This window comes from Nitratireductor sp. OM-1 (assembly GCF_003296175.1).
GTDB lineage: Bacteria > Pseudomonadota > Alphaproteobacteria > Rhizobiales > Rhizobiaceae > Nitratireductor > Nitratireductor aquimarinus.
Map to the genome: position 1 here is coordinate 3,452,003 of NZ_CP029208.1, position 23,825 is coordinate 3,475,827.

The window sequence follows — 23,825 nt, forward strand, 5'->3', positions numbered from 1 at the left end:
AAGGAGGCTGACATGAGCTACAAGACCATTCTCGCAATTCTGCAAAGCGAGGCTGACGCCCCGCGTGTCCTCGATCTGGCGCTGCCGCTTGCAGCCCGCCACGACAGCCATGTGATCGGCCTGCACGCCGAAGCGCTTCCCATGGTCATGGCCTCGCCCATGGGCGGCCCCGTGGTCGATCTCAGCATCGACATGCAGGAAGAGACGACCCGCCGTCACAAGGTCATCCGCCACCTGTTCGACGAACGCGCCCGCGTCGAGGGCGTGGCCAGTGAGTGGCGCGGCTTCGACAGTGTTTCGGGCGATTCGGCCGTCTCCGGCATCGAAAGCGCCCGCAGCGCAGATCTGGTGATCGCCCAGCAGACCGACCCGGACGCCACCGCCAGCATGGACGCCAATATCGAGGCCCTGCTTTTCGAGACCGGACGCCCCGTCCTCCTCGTTCCCTATATCCGCAAGGCCCGCGAGGCCGAGTTCAAGAAGATCCTGCTCGCCTGGAACGGCAGCCGGCAGGCAGCGCGTGCCGCCTTCGACGCCCTGCCCTTCATGAAGGAAGCCGACAGCGTGGAAGTGTTCTGTATCGACCCGCAGGATACGCCCCGCCGTGACGCATCCATGGCCGGCACGGCCATCGCCGCAGCCCTTGCCCGCCACGGCATCGACGTCACGGTCAAGGTGGAGCAGTCGGGCGGCGTCTCCCATGGCGAGGTGCTCGACAATCGCATTTCCGACACCGGCGCGGATCTTCTCGTCATGGGCGCATTCGGGCGCTCGCGCCTGCGTGAATTCGTGTTCGGCGGAGCCACGCGCACCATCCTGCAAAGCATGACGGTGCCCACCTTCCTCGCCCACTGAGGCGGGCCACGCCCACAGCCCGCATCCAAACTGTTGGGAAAATGCGGGATGAACCGGATGCCGGGCTTGCGCTCGGCATCCCTTTCCGGCTAATTCACCGCGCATTCCAATCAGCAGCCGCGATGCGCCCATGGAGTGCGAAGCCGATGTCTCTTCCTGAAAAAGCCTTTCCCGTTTCCTGGGATCAGTTCCACCGTGACGCGCGCGCGCTCGCCTGGCGTCTGTCCGGCGTCAACGGCGAATGGAAAGCCATCGTCTGCATCACGCGCGGCGGCCTCGTGCCCGCAGCCGTCATTTCGCGCGAACTCGGCATCCGCCTCATCGAAACCGTGTGCGTCGCCTCCTATCACGACTACACGTCGCAGGGCGAACTGCGGGTGCTCAAGGAAATCAATCCCGAGCTCCTCAAGGATGAAGGCGAGAACGTCCTCATCGTCGACGACCTCACCGACACCGGCAAGACGGCAGCCATCGTGCGCGCCATGATGCCCAAGGCGCATTTCGCCACCGTCTACGCAAAGCCCAAGGGCCGTCCGCTTGTCGACACCTTCGTCACCGAAGTCTCGCAGGACACCTGGATCTACTTCCCCTGGGACATGGGCTTCTCCTACCAGAAACCCATCGCCGAAGGTCAGCCCGACTGATCGCAACGCGCCGCGCTGCCCCCTTCCCGCCCGCAGCACGCCCAGGAGCAACTTCATGTCGCGCAGCGACGACAGGCCCGAACCGACGGACGGTCTCACGTCCGGCGCGCCCTTTGACGTTGCCGGGAGTGACGCCGTCTATCGGGCCATCGCCACCCGCCGCGACGTGCGCGGCGAGTTTCTGCCCGATCCGATCGACGAGGCCGCGCTCGCCCGCATTCTGGACGCCGCCCATCGCGCCCCCTCGGTCGGCCTGTCGCAGCCCTGGGACTTCATTCTCATCCGCAGGCTGGAGACCCGCCAGCGGATCGCCGACATCTTCGCCGATGCCAACGCGCAGGCCGCAGAGCGCTTTCCTGCCGGGAAGCGGGATCAGTACCGCGCCCTGAAACTCGCCGGCATCACCTCGGCTCCCCTCAATATCTGCATCACCAGCGACCGCGAGCGTGGCGGCCCGGTCATTCTGGGCGCAACCCACATGGCCGACACCGACCTGTTCAGCACGGTCTGCGCCATCCAGAACCTGTGGCTTGCCGCCCGCGCCGAAGGCATTGGCGTCGGCTGGGTCAGCATCCTGCATGAAGACCGCGTCACGGCAGTGCTCGGCATCCCCGAGCGCCTGCGCCTTGTCGGCTATCTGTGTGTCGGCCACGTCAAGGGCTTCTTCGACAGTCCCGAGCTTGAAAAGCGGGGCTGGAAGCGCCGTTCGCCACTCGCCTCTCATATCCATGATGAAGGCTGGCGCGAAGACGGCTGAAGCGTGCAACGCTCGCCTTCATATCCGACAAGCGACGCATGATCATTGCGCCAACCTCTTGATTCTCTGCGTAAATTGATTATGTCTGCGATCAAGCTTTCCGCGCGCCCTGATTCGAGTCCGAAAGCTTGAGTGGCAATTGTTCCGCCACCCGGCGCGCAAATAAGCGTAGAAACAGTAACTTACAGGAAAAACATGAATCTGGGCGCGATGTGCCCGGTTGAGGAGAAGTACGATTTTCACGCACGGCACACGTTTGCGGCTGACCGAAACGGTTCGGCGTCTGTTCGGTGGCAATCCCCGCCGTGTTCAGGCAGCAGCGCTGCCGTGGCGCAACGCGGCGAACGGCAGTGGCATCGAGATCATGCTCGTGACCAGCCGGGGAACCGGTCGCTGGGTGCTGCCCAAGGGCTGGCCCGAAGGGCTCGAAACCCTCGCCATGGCCGCTCAGCGTGAAGCGCGTGAAGAGGCCGGGGTGCGCGGCAGGCCCGCAGCCGGCGAAATCGGACGTTTCTACTACCACAAGGAAGACGGCACCGGAGTCGAGTGGCCCTGCGAGGTTGCGGTCGTCCCGCTGGAAGTGACCGAGGAGCGCGCCAAGTGGCCGGAGCGCAAGCAGCGCACCCGCCAGTGGTTCTCGCCCCAGGAGGCGGCAGCCGCCGTGAAGGAGCGCGATCTCGGTGAGCTTCTGATCGCATTCAGCCACAATCCACGAGAAATCGCCGCCTGATCGGTCTTTTTTGCCGTCGGCGCTTGCCGCGCGCGGGTTTGTTTCCTAACCCGGTGCGGAGTTTTTTTCCGCACACTTTCACCATCGTGAAGCCAGGGCACGAGATGGATATCGCATGAGCGAAACCAGCAATCCACGCAAACAGACGCTCGACAAGGATCTGGACAAGCTCGTCTATGTCGAGGAAGCCACCACCACCGTGGCGCGCGGCCTGGTTGCCCCCGGTCTTGCCCTGTTGTTCCTCGCGCTCACCGCCATCTTCGCCGCCACCTACACGTTCGGCGAGCCGCGCGCGGTGATCATCGTCGCCGCCGCCGCGATCGGCGCCTATATGGCGCTCAACATCGGCGCGAATGACGTGGCCAACAATGTCGGCCCGGCTGTCGGCGCAAAGGCCATGACGCTCGGCGGCGCTCTCCTGATCGCAGCCGTCTTTGAAAGCGCCGGCGCGCTGATCGCCGGTGGCGATGTCGTTTCCACCATTTCCAAGGGCATCATCGATCCCGCCGCCGTGGGAACGCCCGAGGCCTTCGTGCGCGCCATGATGGCCGCGCTCATCTCCTCCGCCCTCTGGATCAATCTGGCCACCTGGATCGGCGCCCCCGTTTCCACCACCCATTCGGTGGTCGGTGGCGTCATGGGTGCGGGCATCGCGGCTGCCGGCTTCTCCTCCGTGGACTGGGCCACCATGTCCCAGATCGCGGCAAGCTGGGTCATTTCGCCGGTTGTCGGCGGTGTCATCGCCGCCCTCTTCCTGGCGTTCATCAAGACCGCCATCATCTATCAGGATGACAAGATCGCCGCCGCGCGCCGCTGGCTGCCGCTGCTGATCGCCATCATGGCCGGCACATTCTCCGCCTATCTCACCCTCAAGGGTCTGAAAAAGGTCTTCCCGGTCACCGGCGGGGGCGCAGCCATCATCGGTCTCGCCTTTTTCGCAGTCACCTGGTTCCTCGCCCATCTCTTCGTGCATGCGCAGTCGGAAGGGCTCGAAAACCGCAATCAGTCGCTGCGCAGCCTGTTCAAGGTGCCGCTGGTCATTTCGGCCGCCCTCCTCTCTTTTGCCCATGGTGCAAATGACGTGGCGAACGCCGTTGGCCCGCTGGCCGCCATCGTCTTCACCGTGCATGAGAGCACCGTCAACACGACCGTCGCCATCCCGCTCTGGGTCATGGTCATCGGCGCGGCCGGCATTTCCATCGGCCTCGTGCTGTTCGGCCCCAAGCTCATCCGCATGGTCGGCGAGCAGATCACCAAGCTCAACCCGATGCGCGCCTTCTGCGTTGCCCTGTCGGCAGCCATCACCGTCATCATCGCCTCGGGTTTCGGCCTTCCCATCAGCTCGACCCACACAGCCGTCGGCGCCATTTTCGGCGTCGGCTTCTTCCGCGAGTGGTACACCGCCCATTCCAAGCGCCGCCGCGCCTATCTGGAGCGCAAGGGCGTGCGCCTCAAGGCAGACAATGGCATCCAGTCGAACGACGATGACGATCTCGAAGTCGAACAGCAAAAGACCTCACGCGAGGAAGTCGCCCGCCGCAAACTGGTGCGCCGCGCCCATGTGCGCACCATCGTTGCCGCATGGGTCACCACGGTTCCCGCCGCCGCCATCCTTTCAGCCGTCATCTTTCTGGTGCTCGACCTGATCGCCTGACCCGGAAACTGCACAGGCCCTCATCGATCAAAGCGCACAGCCCCTCCGGCCTGTGCGCTTTTTTCTGCACGCCCCTCCCCCCGAGACGCCGGGAAAGATGGGTTTTTCAAACCGCAACAGCTGGCGTGCGACTTCCCCATAATTCACACACCCCACACACTACATGTAGTGATTGCCTGTCATAATCCGCCGACTTCTTGACGCCACGGTACGAGTCGCATTTTATGGTCCGGCACTCGCGTTCGTACGGTGCGGTTGGTCGGCGCAAAGCCGGTCGATTTTCCAATTCGTTTGAGTTTCCAGCATCTGCCCGGACATCTTTTTCGGGCGGAACGGCATCGTTTGCGCCGTGGAAAAAGCAGGCGGGGGCGTCGGCTGCCGTGAGGCATCAAGAATCTGTTAACACTATATTTAGTGATTTCAGAAATCCTGCGCACCATATAATGTATCGGTTCTGTGACATTGACGTCGCAGTCGCATCAGGTTGGGGGCGGTTTCGCACCTGCGAAACAAGACCTAGCGGTTTCCGGATCCCGGACCGCATAAAGGAACCAACCTTCGGTATCTAGGAGTCGCGCGCTTCAAGCGCCCGGCATGGCGGACACGGTGTCCGCGCGGTGAAGATGTGATGAGCCATTCGCTGCGCAAGACGCTATATATGGATTAGGGGCAAAGAGGACAAAATGCGCATCGAACGCCGGTTCACAAAGCAAGGCCAAAGCCCATATGCGGAAATCGCGTTCCGCAAGGCCACGAGCGAAATCAAGAACCCGGACGGCTCCATCGTCTTCCGGCTGGAGAACATCGACGTTCCGGCGCAGTTCTCCCAGGTCGCCAGCGACATTCTCGCGCAGAAATATTTCCGCAAGGCCGGCGTGCCCGCGCACCTGAAGAAGGTCGAGGAGAATGATGTCCCCTCCTTCCTGTGGCGTTCGGTTGCCGATGAAGAAGCGCTGAAGGATCTGCCCGAAGACGAGCGCTATGGCTCCGAGACCAGCGCCGCGCAGGTCTTCAACCGTCTCGCCGGCACCTGGACCTACTGGGGCTGGAAGGGCGGCTATTTCGATGGCGAGGAAGACGCCCGGACCTTCATGGACGAGCTGTGCTACATGCTCGCCACCCAGCGCGTTGCCCCCAATTCGCCGCAGTGGTTCAACACCGGCCTGCACTGGGCCTATGGCATTGATGGTCCCGGCCAGGGCCACTATTACGTCGACCCGTTCACCGGCAAGCTGACCAAGTCCAAGTCGTCCTATGAGCACCCGCAGCCCCATGCGTGCTTCATCCAGTCGGTCGGCGACGATCTGGTCAATGAAGGCGGCATCATGGATCTGTGGGTCCGCGAGGCGCGCCTGTTCAAATACGGTTCCGGCACCGGCTCCAACTTCTCTCATCTGCGCGGCGAAGGCGAAAAGCTCTCCGGCGGCGGCAAGTCTTCGGGCCTCATGTCCTTCCTGAAGATCGGCGACCGCGCTGCCGGCGCCATCAAGTCGGGCGGCACCACCCGCCGCGCGGCCAAGATGGTCGTTGTCGATGCGGACCATCCCGATATCGAGGCTTACATCGACTGGAAGGTGAAGGAGGAGCAGAAAGTCGCCGCCCTCGTCACCGGTTCCAAGATCGCCAAGAAGCATCTCGAAGCCATCATGAAGGCCTGCATCAACTGCGAGGCCGACAATGACGAATGCTTCGACCCGTCCCAGAACCCGGCGCTCAAGCGCGAGATCCGTGCTGCAAAGCGCAATGCCGTGCCTGAGAACTACATCAAGCGCGTCATCCAGTTCGCCCGCCAGGGCTATACCGACATCCAGTTCAAGACCTACGACACGGACTGGGATTCGGAAGCCTACCTCACGGTTTCGGGCCAGAACTCGAACAACTCCGTTTCGCTCAAGGACGACTTCCTGCGCGCCGTTGAGACCGACGGCAACTGGGATCTGATCAACCGCATTGACGGCAAGGTCGCAAAGACCCTCAAGGCACGCGACCTGTGGGACAAGATCGGTTACGCCGCATGGGCGTCCGCCGATCCGGGCCTCCACTACAACACCACCATGAACGACTGGCACACCTCGCCGGCAGCGGGCCCGATCCGCGCCTCGAACCCGTGCTCGGAATACATGTTCCTGGACGACACGGCCTGTAACCTCGCCTCGATGAACCTCCTGCAGTACCGCAACCAGGACGGCACCATCGACATCGCGGCCTACGAGCACACGGTGCGCCTGTGGACCATGGTGCTGGAAATCTCCGTGATGATGGCCCAGTTCCCGTCCAAGGAGATCGCAAAGCTCTCTTACGAGTACCGCACGCTGGGTCTCGGCTACGCCAATATTGGCGGCCTGCTGATGACGTCGGGCATCCCCTATGATTCAGCGGAAGGCCGCGCCATTGGCGGCGCGCTGACGGCGATCATGACCGGTGTCGCTTACGCAACCTCGGCAGAGATGGCCGGCGAGCTCGGCGCGTTCCCCGATTATGAGCGCAATGCCGAGAACATGCTGCGCGTCATCCGCAACCACCGCCGCGCCGCCCATGGCCAGAGCGACGGTTATGAAGGCCTGTCAGTCAATCCGGTGCCGCTCAAGGCGGACGAGTGCCCGCATGCCGATCTGATCGAGCATGCCCGCGCCGCCTGGGACCGCGCGCTTGAGCTGGGCGAAAAGCACGGCTACCGCAATGCGCAGGCCACCGTCATCGCGCCCACCGGCACGATCGGCCTCGTCATGGACTGCGACACGACCGGCATCGAGCCCGACTTCGCACTGGTGAAGTTCAAGAAGCTGGCCGGCGGCGGCTACTTCAAGATCATCAACCGCGCCGTGCCGGAAGCCCTGCGCACGCTCGGCTATTCCGAAGCCCAGATCGCCGAGATCGAGGCCTATGCGGTCGGCCATGGCAATTTCGATCAGGCTCCGGCCATCAACCCGACCAGCCTCAAGGGCAAGGGTTTCGACGACGAGAAGATCGCCGCCGTCAACGGTGCGCTGAAATCGGCCTTCGACATCAAGTTCGCCTTCAACAAGTGGACGCTCGGCGAGGATTTCTGCAAGGAAACGCTCGGCCTCACCGACGAGCAGCTCGACGATTTCTCCTTCGACATGCTGGCCGCCCTCGGCTTCACCAAGAAGGAAATCGAGGCCGCCAACATCCACATTTGCGGCGCCATGACGCTTGAAGGCGCACCGCATCTGAAGGAAGAGCACCTGCCCGTCTTCGATTGCGCCAATCCGTGCGGCAAGGTCGGCAAGCGCTACCTTTCGGTCGAAAGCCACATCCGCATGATGGCTGCCGCGCAGCCCTTCATCTCGGGCGCTATCTCCAAGACCATCAACATGCCCAACGAGGCGACGGTCGAGGACTGCAAGGCGGCCTACCTCCTCTCCTGGAAGCTGGCGCTCAAGGCCAACGCGCTCTACCGCGATGGTTCCAAGCTCTCGCAGCCGCTGAACTCCGCGCTCCTGTCCGACGATGAGGACGATGCCGACGATCTGGCCGAAGAGCTGGTCGCCGCACCGGCTGCCGCGCAGGCCGCCGTCGTCTCCGAGAAGATCGTCGAACGCATCGTGGAAAAGGTTGTCCGCGACGAGCGCGAGAAGCTCCCCAACCGCCGCAAGGGCTACACCCAGAAAGCGGTGATCGGTGGCCACAAGGTCTATCTGCGCACCGGCGAGTTCGACGATGGCCGCCTCGGCGAGATCTTCATCGACATGCACAAGGAAGGCGCTGCCTTCCGCGCGATGATGAACAACTTCGCCATCGCCATCTCGCTTGGCCTGCAATACGGCGTGCCGCTCGAGGAATATGTGGAGGCCTTCACCTTCACCAAATTCGAGCCGGCCGGCATGGTCATCGGCAATGATGCGATCAAGAACGCCACGTCGATCCTCGACTATGTGTTCCGCGAGCTGGCCGTGTCCTATCTCGGTCGTTCGGATCTCGCCCATGTGGACACGTCCGACTTCACCAACACCGCGCTCGGCCGCGGCATCAAAGAAGGCAAGGCGATCCCCTTCTCCAAGGGTCTGACCCGCGGCGCGACCCCGTTCAAGCTGGTTTCCGGCAAGAGCGGTGAGCCCAAGGGCGAAGCCGGCGGCCCGTCCGTCCGCGCCATCGCTTCGGGCGCAACCGTCCACGCGCTGAAGCCTGCCGTTTCGGAACTGCAGGAAGAAGCCACCGCCTTCCGCCGCGACTATGAGGAGCGTGCGAAGGAGCTGGCAGAGGAAGCCGCGCAGGAAGGCGAAACCGACGCCCTCTTCACCGAGGCGGCCGCTCAGGAAGCCGCCGAAGCGAAGAAGGTCGAGAGCCACCGCCGCCAGCAGGCGATCATGCAGGGCTATACGGGCAATATGTGCTCGGAGTGCCAGAACTTCACCATGGTGCGCAACGGCACCTGCGAGAAGTGCGACACCTGCGGCGCAACGAGCGGCTGCAGCTGAGGCAGGGGCGGCATTGAGAAGGGCAACATAGTTTGTCCTCCTGCACACTAAAATGTCCGCAATGGCAGCCTCAAGATGTCCCAATGCGAGATCGCGTTGGGAATCAAGGAAATCCGGGCACATCGGCCCGGATTTTTTTGTTCTACGCCAAGGCCTTGGGAATCGACGCGCTTACTTTGGTCGTTAAGCCGGTGAGCGGCCCATACTTGAAGTATGCGGATGTTTTGCAGCTGCTGTTTCCACTGCGTGATCAGGTTCGGGTGAACGTTCCGCATTAAGCGCCCTCACCTCCGGTCATGCACGCCTGTGGTGAGCGCGGAAGCCGCACAGCATTTCCGATCGGAGGGGGGCGTGAAAGCGGACAAGCACATTTCGGGCAACCATTTAGGGAAAAAGCCATTCGCACCAAGTTGTCACTTTGACAACAACGCGCCCTCATTGCGGCCTCTCTAAGGGTTTCGCCTGATCTGCAACATGCCATTCATTGCACCGCGTGCGAACGTCTTCAGAGGGCGGGAAGTGTGAATTCGCTGCTTTGCAGCGAGGATTTTCAGAAACCGCGAAAGCGGACCTTCGTCGCCATGAACGGGAGGGCCTGATTTTGGGACAGTTCTTCCAAGATCCGGCCAGCTCCGCACATGCGAAGGTACCACAGGTCGTTCAGGAGGGCGGCCATTCGCAGTGTGTTTTACAAGTGTTCGGCTTTTGGCACACTACTTGTTTCCAGTTGATGGAAAAGGTAATTTGAGCGAGACGAAAGGTTGGCTTTCAGAGACTTATTCGTTCTGCGAGCAGTACCTTGTTTCAAGCGACTGTAGAAATGATTAAACGTACTTTCCAAAATATCCCCGATGAAAAAATAAGCGAAGCCGATCAGCAATCGTTCCTGGTCAGTCTAGGTTGGGCAAGAGGATCTACGTGGGATGATTTACTGCAATCAAAACGCGTACTGATAATATCCGAAGCGGGTGCGGGAAAAACATATGAATGTCGCACTCAGGCGACGCATCTGTGGTCTGCGGGAGAACCAGCATTCTTCGTTGAATTGGCCGCGCTGGCGACTGACGAACTTCGCAGCCTGCTAGATGCTGATGAAGAAGCCCGGCTGGACGCTTGGCTTGCTTCACAGTCCGAGGTGGCGACATTTTTCTTGGACTCGATTGACGAGTTGAAATTGACGTTGGGTTCATTTGAGCGCGCGCTCAAACGACTGAAGAAGTGCATCGGAAATCAGCTTCACCGGGCGCGGGTCGTCATCACGACACGACCGATACCCTTCGACGAACAGCTGGTCCGAAATGTACTGCCTGTTCCTCCGCTGCCGTCCGCGGAATCTGGTGAAGAAGCATTTGCGAAGATCGCAATGCGTAAGCATCGGGAGCAACACGACTACAGAAGCAAGGACCAACCGCCCGATTGGCGGTCCGTAGCCTTAATGCCGCTGTCGGACGAGCAGATCGTCGATTTTTGTCGGCACCAGGGCGTGAGCGATCCCGATCTTCTTTTTGAAGATCTACGACGTCGCAATGCCCTGGAGTTTGCGCGCAGGCCTCAGGATCTCATTGAGTTGTGCGCGGACTGGCGTGAGCACAAGCGCATCCGAACGCATCGCGATCAGGTTGCCACGAATGTTCGCGTGAAGCTGCTTCCTCGCGACGACAGACCTGAACCGGCGGAATTGTCCGTCGACAAGGCGATCGAAGGAGCTAGCCGGCTCGCGCTCGCAGTTCAGATGACACGTCGTCTGACAATCCGTCACAATGCAGCGTCCGACTCTGGTGACGAGGAGGCTGCTCTCGATCCAGCGATCATACTGTCCGATTGGCAACCGAACGAACGAAAAGCACTGCTGGAGCGACCACTATTTGGCTTCGCTTCATATGGTCGGGTGCGCTTCCATCATCGCTCGGTGGCGGAGTATCTTGCTGCGGAGCGGCTAATAGCTCTTCGAAGACAAGGGATGCCGTTTCGAGCCCTCAAGCGGCTTCTCTTCGCAAAAACCAAAGGCAAGACAATCGTCCGCCCGTCCAAGCGACCAGTGGCAGGTTGGCTAGCCTTACGAGAAGACGGGATATTTGAACTCTTGCGGGACAATGAGCCTGCCGTGCTCTTGGACGAAGGCGACCCAGAGTCGCTAACGCAAACGCAGCGAAACCAAGCTCTTCGCGCCTATGCTGAGCGTTACGGTCCTGGTGGCTGGAGAGGCCTGCAGGTGCCCCACATTCAGGTCCATCGTTTTGCATCGAAAGAGCTGGCAGATGAAATCGACGGTATTTGGCGTAGCGGAGTAGAGAATCCAGATGTGCGAGAAGTCCTCATCAGCCTTATCGAGGCAGGCCGCATAGCAGATTGTGCCGACATCGTATTCGATATCACTCAGGACATTGCAGCACCTGCGGTTGAGCGCATAATAGCTATTGATGCGCTAGTAGCCCTTGATGATGAGAGGCTAGGGAATACCGCTTCCAGTATAGCAGATGCTGGCGATCTCTGGCCTGACAGAGTGGCCCGAGGTGCCGTAATACGCCTTTTCCCCAAGTACATGTCGGTTGAGCAGCTTAGTCGGACTCTTCGATGGGTGAAGCGGGAGAAGCGGAGTGTAGGCGACCTTAGCTGGCAACTTCCACGCCTGATAGCAGGATCGCAACTTGATCTCCCTGTCCTTGAGGACCTTCGAGATGGCCTCCTAGCGTTAGTCTCAGAGGGGCTTAGATGGCGAAAAGAATGGCCACATATTTCGAGTGATCGGCCACATCTCAGCGGAGCGCTCGCAGCAACGTGTGAACGCGGCCTCGATATGAGCCAAGATGAGGAATGGCTGCATGCTGGCGCACTTGCATTGCGATTACATCACCGGGACCATGGCGACGATGAGCCGATCAAATCGCTTCGCGAACGACTGAGCAATCTCAATGCAGAGGGCAATGCTCGTCTCTTTTGGGTTGAGGACGCTTTGCTTCAGTCGCTCTATAAAGTCAAAGACCCGTGGAGACGGCTCGCAGAGATCACGATTCACGATGGGCCCGTCCATCTTAGACCGGACCGAGATCTAACTTGGGTGAGCGAAGCGCTTGGCGACACGACCCGGGATACGGATGAACGCGCAATGCTCTTGGAGGCAGCTATCCGCCTGTCGCCGGATCGTGATACATGGAAAGAGCACGTTGAAGGACTTAGGCCTCTCATAGCGGATGACCCTTCATTCATGCAAAGGCTTGATGACTGGCTGAAGCCATCGAAACAAGACAATGAACATCGTCGTTGGGAAAAGAAGCAGGCTGAACGAAAGAAGCAAGAAGAGCGGCGAAAGGCCAAGAGCCACGCTAGTTGGATTCAGTTCTGGCGAGAAGTAGCCAATCAGCCTGAGAACGCATTCTCGACAGAGCAAAGTTGGAACACGGCTTGGAACTTGTGGCGCGCCATGAGTCACGATGGTGATGACAGTCGATCGTCTGGTTGGAATCGGCGCTTCATTGAAGAGCAATTCAATCAAGAAACAGCCGACAAGCTTCGTCGCGTGCTGATGAAGATCTGGCGCGATGATCACCCGACGTTTCCCAGCGAACGGCCCGAAGGTGAGCGCAATACATTTCTTGTACGTTGGCAACTTGGTCTGGCCGCGATCTACGCCGAAGCGGAGGACCCCGACTGGGCAGCTAAACTCAGCGATGCCGAAGCTGAGCTGGCCGCGCGGTACGCTCCGATTGAACCGAGCGGCCTTCCCCAATGGATCGAGCGTCTCGGAGATAGGCACCCAAACGCTTTGGATCGGACGCTTGGAAATGAACTGTCGTGGGAGCTGAGCCGCCCGCCAGGTGAGCATGGACATTCAGGCCTGCTTCAAGGAATTGTTTACGCGCCTGAGAGAGTTGCGAGACTATTTCTCCCACGGCTGGAATCTTGGTTAGATGCCGGTGGGGACCGGATCAATGGCGCCGATAACGCAACTGGGATGACCGAAAGGGTTCGGCAGGTCACACGGGTGATCTTGAAGCATGGCGATGTTGCTGAAATTGAGAGACTTCAAGAACGGGCACTCCAAAGATTGGAGCAACAATTGCCGTTCGCGCTGCGTCTTGTTTGGTTGTCGACCTTGATGCGGATTGATCCGCAGGCGGGTGTCGAAAAGCTGGCTGATCAGATCGAGATAGTTGAACCATCTGAGCGATCAGACGCTGTGACGTGGCTGGCTAGCCTCTTTGGGGATCGCCAAGACGGAATTGGGTTGGGTGACGAACGCTTCACGCCGCAATTACTGCTGCGGCTGCTTCGTCTGGCCTATCGACACGTTCGAATACAAGACGACGCGCACCACGAAGGATCCTATTCACCAGACACTCGCGACGATGCGGAACAGGCACGCAATAGCATTGTGACAGCACTGTTCAACGCGAAGGGCGAGGAGGGCTTGGCTGCCAAACTCGAGATGGCCGCAGATCCTTTGTGCGCCCATTTCAAGGATCGCATTTTGGCTGTGGCGGAAGAGAATTGGGCACAAGAGATTGATGCTGACGCATTTGATGAGGCTCAAGCGGTAGCGCTGGATCGAAGCGGGGAAGCGCCTGCCTCAACGAATGAAGCCATGTTTGCGATTATGAAGGATAGGCTATCTGACCTCGATGACCTTCTTCTCCGTGATGCCTCACCGCGAGAGGCTTGGGCAGGGATATCAGACGAGAAGGTCATGCGTCGAGAAATCGCTCGAGAGTTGAGCCATGCGGCCAACTCAATCTACACTGTGGACCAAGAGGCCGTAACCGCAGACGAAAAAGAAACCGATATCAGATTGCGTTCTGTAGCCTCTCCCCATGAGGCGGTGATCGAACTCAAGCTCGGGGATGGGCGCACAGCCAAAGACTTGCGCGATACAATCGGAAATCAGCTGGTGAAAAAGTACATGGCAGCGGAGCACAGCCGAGCCGGAGCCTTGATGGTGACCCTTGCGAAAGATCGGAAGTGGGACCATCCGGACGGCGGGCCGCGGATTGGTGTGGATGAGCTTTTTCTCCTTCTACGCGCAGAGGCGGAGCGAATTGAACAAGCTTCGGCAGGTGCCTTGTCGATAGCGGTTCACTTTCTTGATCTGCGGCCGAGATTGAGGACCGAGCGCCAAGAAAAACTGCCAGAACAAATTGGGTAACTCCACGCGTCGATGGACCTCCTTCCCACCTATTTGAGAATTCGCCACCTCTGAGAATTTGTGGGTGCGGCGAACGTCTGGAATGACGATTTGCACCGCAGCGATGGAGTGTGATGATCAACGGCGGCTCTGGGCCGATCGGATCGATACGGTGGCGCTGTTCTCCAGACAGGCTCGCCGCGCCGTGGCATGACCGTTCTAAGCCCTTTCGCGACGTTGCCCCAACCGAATGAGGCCGCTATACGGATCGAGAACGGAAGGTGAATCTATGCACAGACGCAGTTTTGAGCACGATGGCGTGGTCTTTTCTTTTCTTGACGCCGGCGGCGACGGCAAACCGTTGCTGGCTCTTCATGGCCACTGGATGGGGGCGTCCGACTTCACGGAAGTTGCGGACGATCTTTCGCCTGAGTGGCGCGTAATCGCACTCGACCAGCGTGGTTTTGGGGAAACCGACCATGGGGCCGCGCACAACATGGCCGCCTATCTTGGCGATGTGGTCGCCCTGTTGAAGAATCTCTCCATTAACGAGCCAGTTCCGGCCTTGGGGCACTCGTTCGGCGGTATCGTCGCCTATCATCTTGCAGCAGCGCACCCGGATCGGGTTTCCGCAATGATAATCGAAGATATCGGCGTGAACATTCAGGATGATTCAACGCCCTACGTCACAAATTGGAGTGGCACGTTCCGCCTGCGCGAAGAGTTGGAGGAACGGCTCGGCCCACGACTTTCTCCATATCTGCAGAAGTCCATTCGCCGCGTGAAGGATGGCTGGACGCTCAATTTCGATCCTGCCGAATTTCTTGTGTCGGAACGGGCTACGAACGGCAATCACTGGAAGGTCTGGCTGCAAAGCCGCTGCCCCGCCTTGGTCGTGTCTGGCAGTGAAAGCCGCGTATGTGATGGGACAGAATTGCAGACCATGACAGAGAGGCGTGAAGGCACTGTCTTCACCCAGCTAAAAGCTGGTCACTCCATCCATATTGATAATCGCACAGAGTTCGTAGAAACCTTGCGGCACTTTTTAAACACGCAAAACTTGTGAGTGCGGTTCTGTCCGCATTGCCGTCGACTTGCAGCCAGCCGTCTTCGCAGATGCAAAGAATGGCTACTTCGGTGGGCCGCAGCGCAGCGCCACATCACCAAGTGAATAACCAGGATGCGGGCAAAAGCGGAACAGCAACTTTCGTGATCTGCTTCACTGAGCAGTTCCCAACCTGTCTATCACCGATTAAGCAAAAAGTTCGGCATTCATAAAGAACGGTGTCTGCAGGACGTTTTTCAGATTGTAGGGACATTCTTCACGGACCAATTTCCGCACCTAGCCCCCCTCAACGCAGGCACCGCCCAACGGCTACACAGGGCAAAATCCAGACGAAAACGTCTAGTTGTTATCTAATGGCCCGCCAGCCACCAGAAACGCATTGGCTACCTTTGTGTCGGGGGCCCGGATCAGTCTGATGCTGAACTCTCGCTCCCCATCAACTATCGTATGCGGACCACTAGATGCGATAGCTTCCAGAAATTCATCAAAATTGCTTCGCACCTCGTCAGCAGACCAAGAAGAGGCTGTTTTTCCTTCACCAATGGTAAGTTTGCCTTTGACCATGAGAAATCCTTCAAGGCATTAAAATGCTAGGGGCGTATTTTGCATGAAATTTGATAATTTTGCATCTATCACAAAGAGAAAGTCGAACGGTCCCAACGCTTCCCCCTTGTCCCACGAGAAGCAATCAAACCATGATCGTCCAAGCCAAGCCAGAGTTGTGTTGGTAGGAAAAGAAGCGGCGGCCATCTCACGCGGAGCCTGCTTCGTCAGGCGCACCCAATTTGCTTGCCCGCAGTCAGTAAACGGAACGGATAAAAATGCGGACATTTGCGATCGGGGATGTACACGGCCGAGCTGATCTACTGGAGGCGCTATTAGCAAAAATCGCGATCAGTGACTCGCCAAACGCCAGGATCGTATTCTTAGGCGATATCATTGATCGCGGACCAGAAAGCCGCAGAGCGTTGGACCTCGTAGCTGAAGCACTAAACAGCAGCAAAAATTCACGGCTCATCTTGGGAAATCACGAAGAATTCCTGCTACGCTTTATCAATCAGATCGGCGACGCCGAGAAACTGCTTTGGGCTTGGATGCGCAGCGGTGGATTACCAACTCTAGAATCCTACGGAATCTCACACGGTACAAGTATCCAGCAGGCGCGTGAGAAGATCCTTCGTGAACACCCCCTTCACGTAGAGATCATCAGAAGCGCGGTCTCATTTATTGAAACCGAACGATTCCATTTGGTTCATGCGGGTGTTGATCCGAGCGTCCCGCTTCCACACCAAGAAGAGCGAAAAACCAGATGGATCAGGGAAGAGTTCCTAGATTACCCTGAGAGCTTTTCGAAGATAATTGTGCACGGCCATACCCCGACTCCTTCTGGGCTTCCAGAGGTCCTGAGCAACAGAATTGCACTTGATACCGCCGCATATCGATCAAACCGTCTCTGCTGCGCAATACTGGATGATCTTCATCCTGTTTCATTCCTAATAGCGGAAGGGCACACCCACAGCATCCACGTTCATAGAAGCACCCATTGCGGGTAAAGTAGCACTGCTGACGTGCACCCCGTTTTTGGACCGCCCCGAGCCGGAACTTCCGGGGTGCTGCTCTGAGACCGAACTTTGGAGCGCCGGTGGCTGGAGTTTTCCGGCTTTCTTCACGGTGACTGGCTGGCATCGCCACCGGGATTTTGTAATGCGATCGGGACGTTGTATCCGATCGCCGAGTGAGGCCGAACCTCGTTGTAGTATCTACGCCAATCCTCCAACTTTTCGCGGGCATCCGCAAGACTCAGGAACCAGTGTGCGTTCAAACACTCGGCCCGCAGCTTGCTGTTAAAGGCTTCGATGAAGCCGTTGTCCGTAGGCTTGCCCGGCCGTGAGAAGTCGAGGGTGACATCGTTCGCATAGGCCCACAGATCGAGGTCCCGGGAGATGAACTCGCTGCCATTATCGACCCTGATCGTCTTCGGATAGCCGATACGGCCACATACTCGCTCGAGCGTCTGGACGACATCCTCGCCGCGATAGGAGAAGCGCGGATCGACCGCTGGGCAATAGCGGGAATGAGTGTCGACAATGGTCAGGACACGGAGCTTCTTGCCGGTCGCGAGCTGGTCATGGACAAAATCCATGGCCCACACATCGTTCGGTCCGATGGCCTCCTGGCGATCCTCCCTGAGCTTGGCCTTCACCCGTCGCTTAGGGTGCCTGTTCCTGAGCTGTAGTCCCAACTCATTGTAAATCCTACGGGTCTTCTTCATGTTGATCGTCCATCCCTCACGACGCAACAGCACGTGGACACGCCGGTAGCCGTAGCGAACCCGCGTCTCGCAAATTTCCTTGATCCTTCGTTCGAGCGCGGCCTGACCGGTGCGACGGGACTTGTAGTGGTAGGTGGAGGTCTCGAACTTCAGTGCCTTGCAGGCCCGTCTGATCGATATCCCCCACTCCACCAGCATCCCGTCGACCAGCTTGCGCTTCCGGGCAGGCCTCAGAGCTTTCGGCGAATGACGTCCTGCAGCATCTCGCGATCAAGCGTCAGGTCAGCGACGATCTTCTTCAGCCGACTGTTCTCGTCCTCAAGGGCCTTCAGCCGGCGCATCTCATCTGGCAACAGTCCAGCATACTTCTTCTTCCAGTTGAAATAGGTCGCCTGGCTGATCCCGGCCTTGCGGCAGATCTCTGCCACGGGCACGCCGTCATCGCCCTGCTTCAGAATGAACGCCTTCTGCGCGTCCGAAAACTTCGATGCCTTCATCGCTCTCCGCTCCATTCCAGCCAGGGAAAACTAAGCGGAAAAATCTAACCAAAAGCGATCCAGTTTGTGGGGATCAGAGCAGTGCACGTCAGCACGTCACTGGTTACCCCTCAAACACGTCGATGGGGAGGCCCCCACCGTTACTTCCAGCATACTCAGGCCGGGAAGCCTATTTTGCGATCTCTATCGCCGGAGGACGCCACCTTCCAGAAAGGGCCTCCTCCTTAGGAAGATACAAGCGCAGGACGGCTGCAAAAGGCCCATCTGGAGCGGGTAACCAATTGCTTTCACGTTCGGGACCTGGACTATCCTTCTGCAAGTACAACACAATGTCGCCATTCTGCTCCGCCTTCAGCTGATCGAGCATCGCTGAATTAATCAAATACCTATCCAGCGGGTTTGGGACTAGCAGACGACTATTCGCATCGTACATTGTAAGCGACCAAAATGCGTCAACAGGGGGCAGATCCCCCTTCTTCATTCGCACCGTGTAGCGATTCTTCGAGGCATCAAAAGGCTGCCCCTCGGCGTCCATCTGATAACTAGGATACAGTGCTTCAATAGCTGTGTTCCCATAAAGCCCGCCCATAGCCCCCATCGCGCGCTGCAAGTACTTGCCCTGCATTGCCTTTGGCGTACCGAAAAGATCAGCGGTATCGGTGATAGCCTGAAGTGAGCGGGCAATCATTGCGTGGGCATCCTGGCCCGCGTTCCGTACACTCGCTTCGCCCTCTTCACCGATCTCACTTGCAGGCCACATCGAAGCAGGCTCCACACCGAGCATCGTGAAACTCTCCCGAAGGTCAGCCTCCCAGGCCAACGGAGGAGCAAACTGAAGCAAGAAATTTGCATACTCCCAAAAACGCTCCGGAATCTCATCACGGCTAATTGACGGCCAGTTGATCTCAGAAATATCTGGGGAGTTACTTTCCCCGGAAAATTTTGAAAGTGTCTCTACAGTATACCCACCTTGAATCTCTTTAACCCGCTCAATATCAGAGGGTTCAAAAAGCTGGGTTCTGTAAAGAGCAAAAGCGATCTCAGTGTCTATCCGGATCACACGATCAACCTCTTCGGGAATCTCACCTGACCAACCTGGACCAGAGATAAGAAAAACCCCACCTTCATTCCCGTTCTCACGGGTCCCAATGTAAGCTACATTGTGGGAATAAAGATCAATAATCTGAACAGAATAATACCTATCGTCTTCGATGCTGGGCAAACGAACTACAAGAGGCTCTGCCCTTAGATCCATGACCAGGAAGGAATATGGCGTATCCGAATTAGGAGTAACAACCCCTGCATCCTCTGGAGTAAAAACTCGCGCTACGCTATTCACCCTGTTTATCTCTCCCTTGTAATCAGAAGAGTTCTCATCAATCGCGTACTGATAGAGAGAAAGATAATTCTCTACCATTGGATAAAGATAAACGTAAGCAAAACGGGCGAGTGCAGAGTACGAGTCTTCCGGAGTAAGGATATCAGCCTGCGCAATCAACGGGAACCCCGCTGAAGCAAGGCAGGCACTCATGAATGTGCGACGTTTCATTTTACTTCTTCCACAACAGGAAACTGCCAATCTCCGCTCAGCACTGCGGGGTGCGGGCGATAAAGCCGTATCATGTAGTTCCAATCGGCCGGCACAGGAATGCAATTAGAGATATTCGAGCTGCAATCGCCAAACTGAATGGTGACGGATCCATCCTTATTTTTATCAGATGTGACGTTATTCAGCGTATATACGCCGATCTCGTTGGGCTCGAAAAATCCTGACTTGTTATAAACACTGACAGACCAGAATCCGTCGACGGGAACATCGCCAACATTCATTCTGTATACTGTCTCACCATCATTCTTTTCCGGAACAACATTCAGATAGAATGCAGCAGCATCTGGATTGCCGCCCCAACCAGAGGCCGCACCGATCAGATGCCGAACGGGGTCTACCTCATTCTTCGCCCCAAACGACCGAGCCAGATCGGGCAGATCTTCGGCCAATGCCAACAGCTTCTGTCTGGTTTTCGACCGCTCTTCAGCATCCCAATCTGGAATGTCAAAGTTACCAGAACTTTCCTGGCTTACCGATATCTGGTCCTGAAGCTCGTGAACTGCCGCCATGTCATCGGCGCTTGCGGGATTCGCAAATGATCGGATCGCTACCATCACATATCGCGTACCGATTTCATCTCGTTCTAGCGTGTACTCACCGCCGTCATAGTAAACACCATTTGTGAAATGATCCTCATTGATCACTTGCATTGACATGAAGCGATCGCCGGATTCGGGCAAGGTGATGGTGACGGGACCTGCTTCAAGATCAAAAACAGCTGACGAATAGAGCGTGTCACGGTTCAGCCGAATAACGGTCTGCTTATCGAGTGGAGCCATCTCGCGGGTGTGATCAAATTTGCCAAAGCCGCCGTTTGCTACCACCCCGCTGAAATACAGGTCGCTCTCAGCGCGAACGAAATTGTCAGCGTTTACTGGAATACCACCCTGAGCAAGAGCCCCACCCGCCAAGGCGATGAGACAACCCGAAATCGCTGCAGAGCGTTTCACCAGAACTTTCACCTTGCGAGTCCCCGCATCAAACATGGGCGAATGCGACGACGATGGCGACTTAAATGGTATCATCTAGAACTCCTGAACCTCTGCATTGAAGAAATAACTAGCTGACCAGTTCTCGAGAGAGCTCAGAAAAGCCACTCACTGAATGCCCCGGTCCAAGCGAACAAATCCGCCTTCACTCACCGAAACCTTTTATCATGCGACCCAGGGTCAAAGTATAAGTACCAACACCGACTTCTCTATAGGTATTATTACGGATCTTACCCTCACCATCTTCCTTCAAATAGCCAGAGACTAACGCCTCGGACCTGCTCCACTAGCATCACCGATAGGGGATATTATTTTCCCAAATAGGTGTTTTCACCGATTCACATTTCTCCGCTTGACAGGCACCTAGAGACTAATGTTCCGGCGCTCTGGAGAGCCGTTTTGTATACGAAATCTATATTCAAATTCGCAGAAACTGCTTTGCTTATGCCCCCGAACTGGTCCAGCGTTCTTGCGAGGGGCTCTAACGATCTGCCCAGAAAACGAGCCAACACCCTCGCCAATCGCATCAAGCATGCCTGGTCGCAGGCAAGCTCAAGTGAACGCTCAAATGGCAGCAGGGGCTCGGCTCAACCGTTGGCCTCTCACATATCTGGTCGCGGAGATTTACCGACCCCAAGCACCTTTACCAACTACGACTGGCTCAGTGAACAGCGGACAGCTCCGGTTAGCATTGGGCGCTTCTACGTCTTTACAGTCAACACGCAGACAATGAGCCGACCACTCGGCTGGAAGGACCGCCTGGACAGTCCAGCCGATGAATCCGTTCTGGACCCCCGGAGGAATCTGACGCTCCCGCTCCCCAAGTGGATGCCAACCTTCCAAACCACCGAGACGCGTGACGCGCTTCGAATTCGACCGTAGGACAATGCTATGCTTCCGACCAAAGAATCCATGCTCTTAGCACTCTTTGTTGCCTTTACGGCGACATCCGCCCCCGCTGCCGACAACCTTAATCCAGCAGTAATTCCTGAAAATCGCCCAAGCGATCCTGGTCAATGGAGCTTCGCGGCCAGCCCCTATTTTTGGGCTGCAGGCATGTCTGGAAATGTCGGGCAATTCAACCTTCCGGTCGTGAAGGTCAAGTCGGATTTCAGCGAGATTCTGAGTGATCTCGATTTTGCATTTATGGGAACTGCCGAAGCTCGCAAAGACCGGATCAGCATATTCAGCGACGTGATCTACACAAAGATCTCGACCGCTTCTGGAACACCTCAGGGTGTCTTAGCCACGAGCGTGGATCTCAAATCGGAGACATTTGCGGGCCTATTGGGACTTGGATACACAGCCTACCAGGATAGTGCGAGCAGTCTTGATCTGGTGGCCGGCGTACGTATTTGGCACGCGAATACGAAGCTCTCTTTCAATGGCGGATTTCTTGATGGCGTCTCAAGAACGGATGGAGCCACCTGGGTCGATGCCATGGCCGGAATTCGTGGGAAATTCGCTCTAACTTCAAATATTTATCTGAGCGGTTGGGGCCTCGTTGGCGCTGGTCAAGCCGATCTGGACTGGGATGCAGCAGCGATAATCGGATATCAGGTTAGCGACAGGGTTTCAGCGGTTGCCGGCTACCGTGCCTTGGGAGTGGATTATCGCGAAGACAATTTCGTTTTCGATGTTGTGCAGCAGGGCCCCATCCTCGGCATGGTTGTTCGCTTTTGACGCAGCCTGAATTGCGCCGCACGGGGGCTCTTCGGGAGCCCCCGATGGGCTAATGCAAGTCAGTTTCACCAATGACTGACCGCGCAACAACATCTCTCAAACACTGAGATTAATACTCATATCCACCGAGTTCACGATACAGTCTAGAACAAACTACTGACTCCAGAAAAAATATAATAGCTTTACAAAACAAATAAACTGGCAGGGTGACGAAATGAAAATTTCAACAATCAAAATTGTATCAATAATATTTATCACCCTATCTCTTGCTTCATTATTTCCGGCAGCGTCTTTTTCTCAGCCGGAAGACAAAGCCCCCCTCCCCCTGTCTGACGAATTGCTGAATAATGAAACTCCGTTTACCGAGCTGGCAATTCTGCTCTCCCCCCTATCCGTGACGGAATTGCAAACACTCGCTGACCATTGGTTCCAGAATGTCCAGGTAGCAGCCGAAGAAGTCGCCCAGGCGCAAATTGCATATCGCTTCGGACAACCCGAGGAAGCCCTGGCGGCACAGGCAGCTCTACCTACAAAAATCCGCGTACGAAACGACTTACTTCGCAAATTGAGTGAGATAGCCCGCTCCCTTGAGCGCAAGGGCGGGAACGCGGACTACATTGCTCAACTGCGGTACTATCGCAACGCATTACTCTACTCAGACATGAGGTTCTCAGACCTTCGCACCAAGTTTGTTCGCCTTTATATGTGGGTAGCTTCGCGGGACGGCGGCGGTGCGCTAGTACTCGGCGCGATGGGCGTTGCGCTAATGGTTGGCATTGCGATTGCAGCTGCAGGCACCGTACGAGCACTGACCATGAAATGGGTTATGCAGATTCCGAATGTCTCCAAGCTGCTGGCGGTATTTCTTAGCAAATCCGCATTCTGGATCATCATTGTCCTGGCTGCGCTGATGATGCTTGTGAGCTACGGCATAGACATTACCCCGTTCTTTGCCCTGATCGGCGGTGCGTCCTTCATTCTCGCCTTTGCATTTCAAGACACTCTTAGCAATCTTGCGTCCGGGCTGATGATTATGATCAATCGCCCCTTCGATGAGGGGGACTATGTTGAGATTGGTACAGCCATAGGCAAGGTCCAGTCTGTCAATATAATAGCCACCCGAATTGTGACGCCGGACAACCGCACAGTGGTCGTGCCCAACAAGCAGGTTTGGGGCGCAGTGATCACAAATTCGAGCATCGCACAGACCCGCCGCGTCGAAATGACGTTTAGCATCCCTCTACGAGATGGCGCTGAAAGAATCGAAGAGAAGGTAAAAGAGGTTCTTGAGATGCAGCCTCTTATCCTGAAGAATCCTGCCCCACAGACAGGGTGGTCAAAAATCGGAACCACCGCCGCTGATATGACCATGAGGTTTTGGGTGAAGAAGCAGGATACCTCATCAGCTCAATGGGACCTGAATCGCAAGGTCAAAACGCTATTTAAGGAACTTGGTTTAGCATAGCGAAGCGAACGCACGCGCGCGCAACCAGAAGACGATATGGGTGAAG

Annotated in this window: 15 protein-coding genes; 11 read left to right on the forward strand and 4 right to left on the reverse strand. The window is 57.2% G+C overall.

Annotated features, from left to right (window positions below):
• The first annotated feature begins 12 nt into the window (after positions 1-12).
• From DEJ54_RS16520 to DEJ54_RS16560, 8 genes are all read left to right on the forward strand, one after another.
• Positions 13-855, forward strand: coding sequence for a universal stress protein (locus DEJ54_RS16520; RefSeq protein WP_113156351.1), 843 nt, complete (start codon positions 13-15; stop codon positions 853-855).
• Between the two features lie 146 nt (positions 856-1,001).
• Positions 1,002-1,499 (forward strand): xanthine phosphoribosyltransferase, encoded by a 498-nt coding sequence (gene gpt / locus DEJ54_RS16525; protein WP_113155520.1) that lies wholly within the window; start codon positions 1,002-1,004, stop codon positions 1,497-1,499.
• A gap of 55 nt (positions 1,500-1,554) precedes the next feature.
• Positions 1,555-2,256, forward strand: a complete 702-nt coding sequence (gene bluB, locus DEJ54_RS16530; RefSeq protein WP_113155521.1) for a 5,6-dimethylbenzimidazole synthase — start codon at positions 1,555-1,557, stop codon at positions 2,254-2,256.
• A 262-nt stretch (positions 2,257-2,518) separates the two neighbouring features.
• Positions 2,519-2,986 carry an NUDIX hydrolase gene (locus tag DEJ54_RS16535; RefSeq protein ID WP_113156352.1) on the forward strand — a complete coding sequence of 156 codons (468 nt, stop codon included), beginning with the start codon at positions 2,519-2,521 and terminating at the stop codon, positions 2,984-2,986.
• A 115-nt stretch (positions 2,987-3,101) separates the two neighbouring features.
• On the forward strand, positions 3,102-4,640 hold the full coding sequence (locus tag DEJ54_RS16540; protein WP_113155522.1) for an inorganic phosphate transporter: 1,539 nt from the start codon (positions 3,102-3,104) through the stop codon (positions 4,638-4,640).
• A gap of 683 nt (positions 4,641-5,323) precedes the next feature.
• Positions 5,324-9,079 (forward strand): vitamin B12-dependent ribonucleotide reductase, encoded by a 3,756-nt coding sequence (locus DEJ54_RS16545; RefSeq protein WP_113155523.1) that lies wholly within the window; start codon positions 5,324-5,326, stop codon positions 9,077-9,079.
• Positions 9,080-9,899: 820 nt separating this feature from the next.
• A complete protein-coding gene (locus DEJ54_RS16555; protein WP_113155525.1) occupies positions 9,900-14,219 on the forward strand; it encodes an NACHT domain-containing NTPase in 4,320 nt (1,439 codons plus the stop codon).
• A gap of 268 nt (positions 14,220-14,487) precedes the next feature.
• Positions 14,488-15,264 carry an alpha/beta fold hydrolase gene (locus DEJ54_RS16560; protein WP_113155526.1) on the forward strand — a complete coding sequence of 259 codons (777 nt, stop codon included), beginning with the start codon at positions 14,488-14,490 and terminating at the stop codon, positions 15,262-15,264.
• A gap of 339 nt (positions 15,265-15,603) precedes the next feature.
• Here the strand turns inward: DEJ54_RS16560 and DEJ54_RS23250 are convergent, their stop codons facing one another.
• The gene (locus DEJ54_RS23250) at positions 15,604-15,828 is read right to left on the reverse strand and encodes a hypothetical protein (RefSeq protein ID WP_162742327.1); all 225 of its coding nucleotides are present in this window, start codon (positions 15,826-15,828) and stop codon (positions 15,604-15,606) included.
• 257 nt (positions 15,829-16,085) lie between these two features.
• Here DEJ54_RS23250 and DEJ54_RS16565 point away from each other — a divergent pair, with 257 nt between their 5' ends.
• Positions 16,086-16,817, forward strand: a complete 732-nt coding sequence (locus tag DEJ54_RS16565; RefSeq protein ID WP_113155527.1) for a metallophosphoesterase — start codon at positions 16,086-16,088, stop codon at positions 16,815-16,817.
• A gap of 113 nt (positions 16,818-16,930) precedes the next feature.
• Here the strand turns inward: DEJ54_RS16565 and DEJ54_RS16570 are convergent.
• The 3 genes from DEJ54_RS16570 to DEJ54_RS16580 all read right to left on the reverse strand — a co-directional run bounded on the left by DEJ54_RS16570 (position 16,931) and on the right by DEJ54_RS16580 (position 20,667).
• Positions 16,931-18,033 (reverse strand): IS3 family transposase gene (locus DEJ54_RS16570; protein WP_113154401.1). Its coding sequence is split into 2 segments (ribosomal slippage): positions 16,931-17,772 and positions 17,772-18,033, totalling 1,104 coding nucleotides; the frame shifts between segments, so codons are not numbered across the junction.
• 169 nt (positions 18,034-18,202) lie between these two features.
• On the reverse strand, positions 18,203-19,582 hold the full coding sequence (locus DEJ54_RS16575) for a DUF1254 domain-containing protein (RefSeq protein ID WP_113155528.1): 1,380 nt from the start codon (positions 19,580-19,582) through the stop codon (positions 18,203-18,205).
• A complete protein-coding gene (locus tag DEJ54_RS16580; RefSeq protein ID WP_245447597.1) occupies positions 19,579-20,667 on the reverse strand; it encodes a DUF1254 domain-containing protein in 1,089 nt (362 codons plus the stop codon). The genes DEJ54_RS16575 and DEJ54_RS16580 overlap by 4 nt, the downstream gene beginning before the upstream one ends.
• An 855-nt stretch (positions 20,668-21,522) precedes the next feature.
• Between DEJ54_RS16580 and DEJ54_RS16585 the strand changes: the two genes are divergently transcribed.
• Together DEJ54_RS16585 and DEJ54_RS16590 are read left to right on the forward strand one after the other, a co-directional pair.
• A complete protein-coding gene (locus tag DEJ54_RS16585) occupies positions 21,523-22,314 on the forward strand; it encodes a hypothetical protein (RefSeq protein ID WP_245447599.1) in 792 nt (263 codons plus the stop codon).
• Between the two features lie 214 nt (positions 22,315-22,528).
• Positions 22,529-23,779, forward strand: a complete 1,251-nt coding sequence (locus DEJ54_RS16590; protein WP_113155530.1) for a mechanosensitive ion channel family protein — start codon at positions 22,529-22,531, stop codon at positions 23,777-23,779.
• Positions 23,780-23,825: the final 46 nt, after the last annotated feature.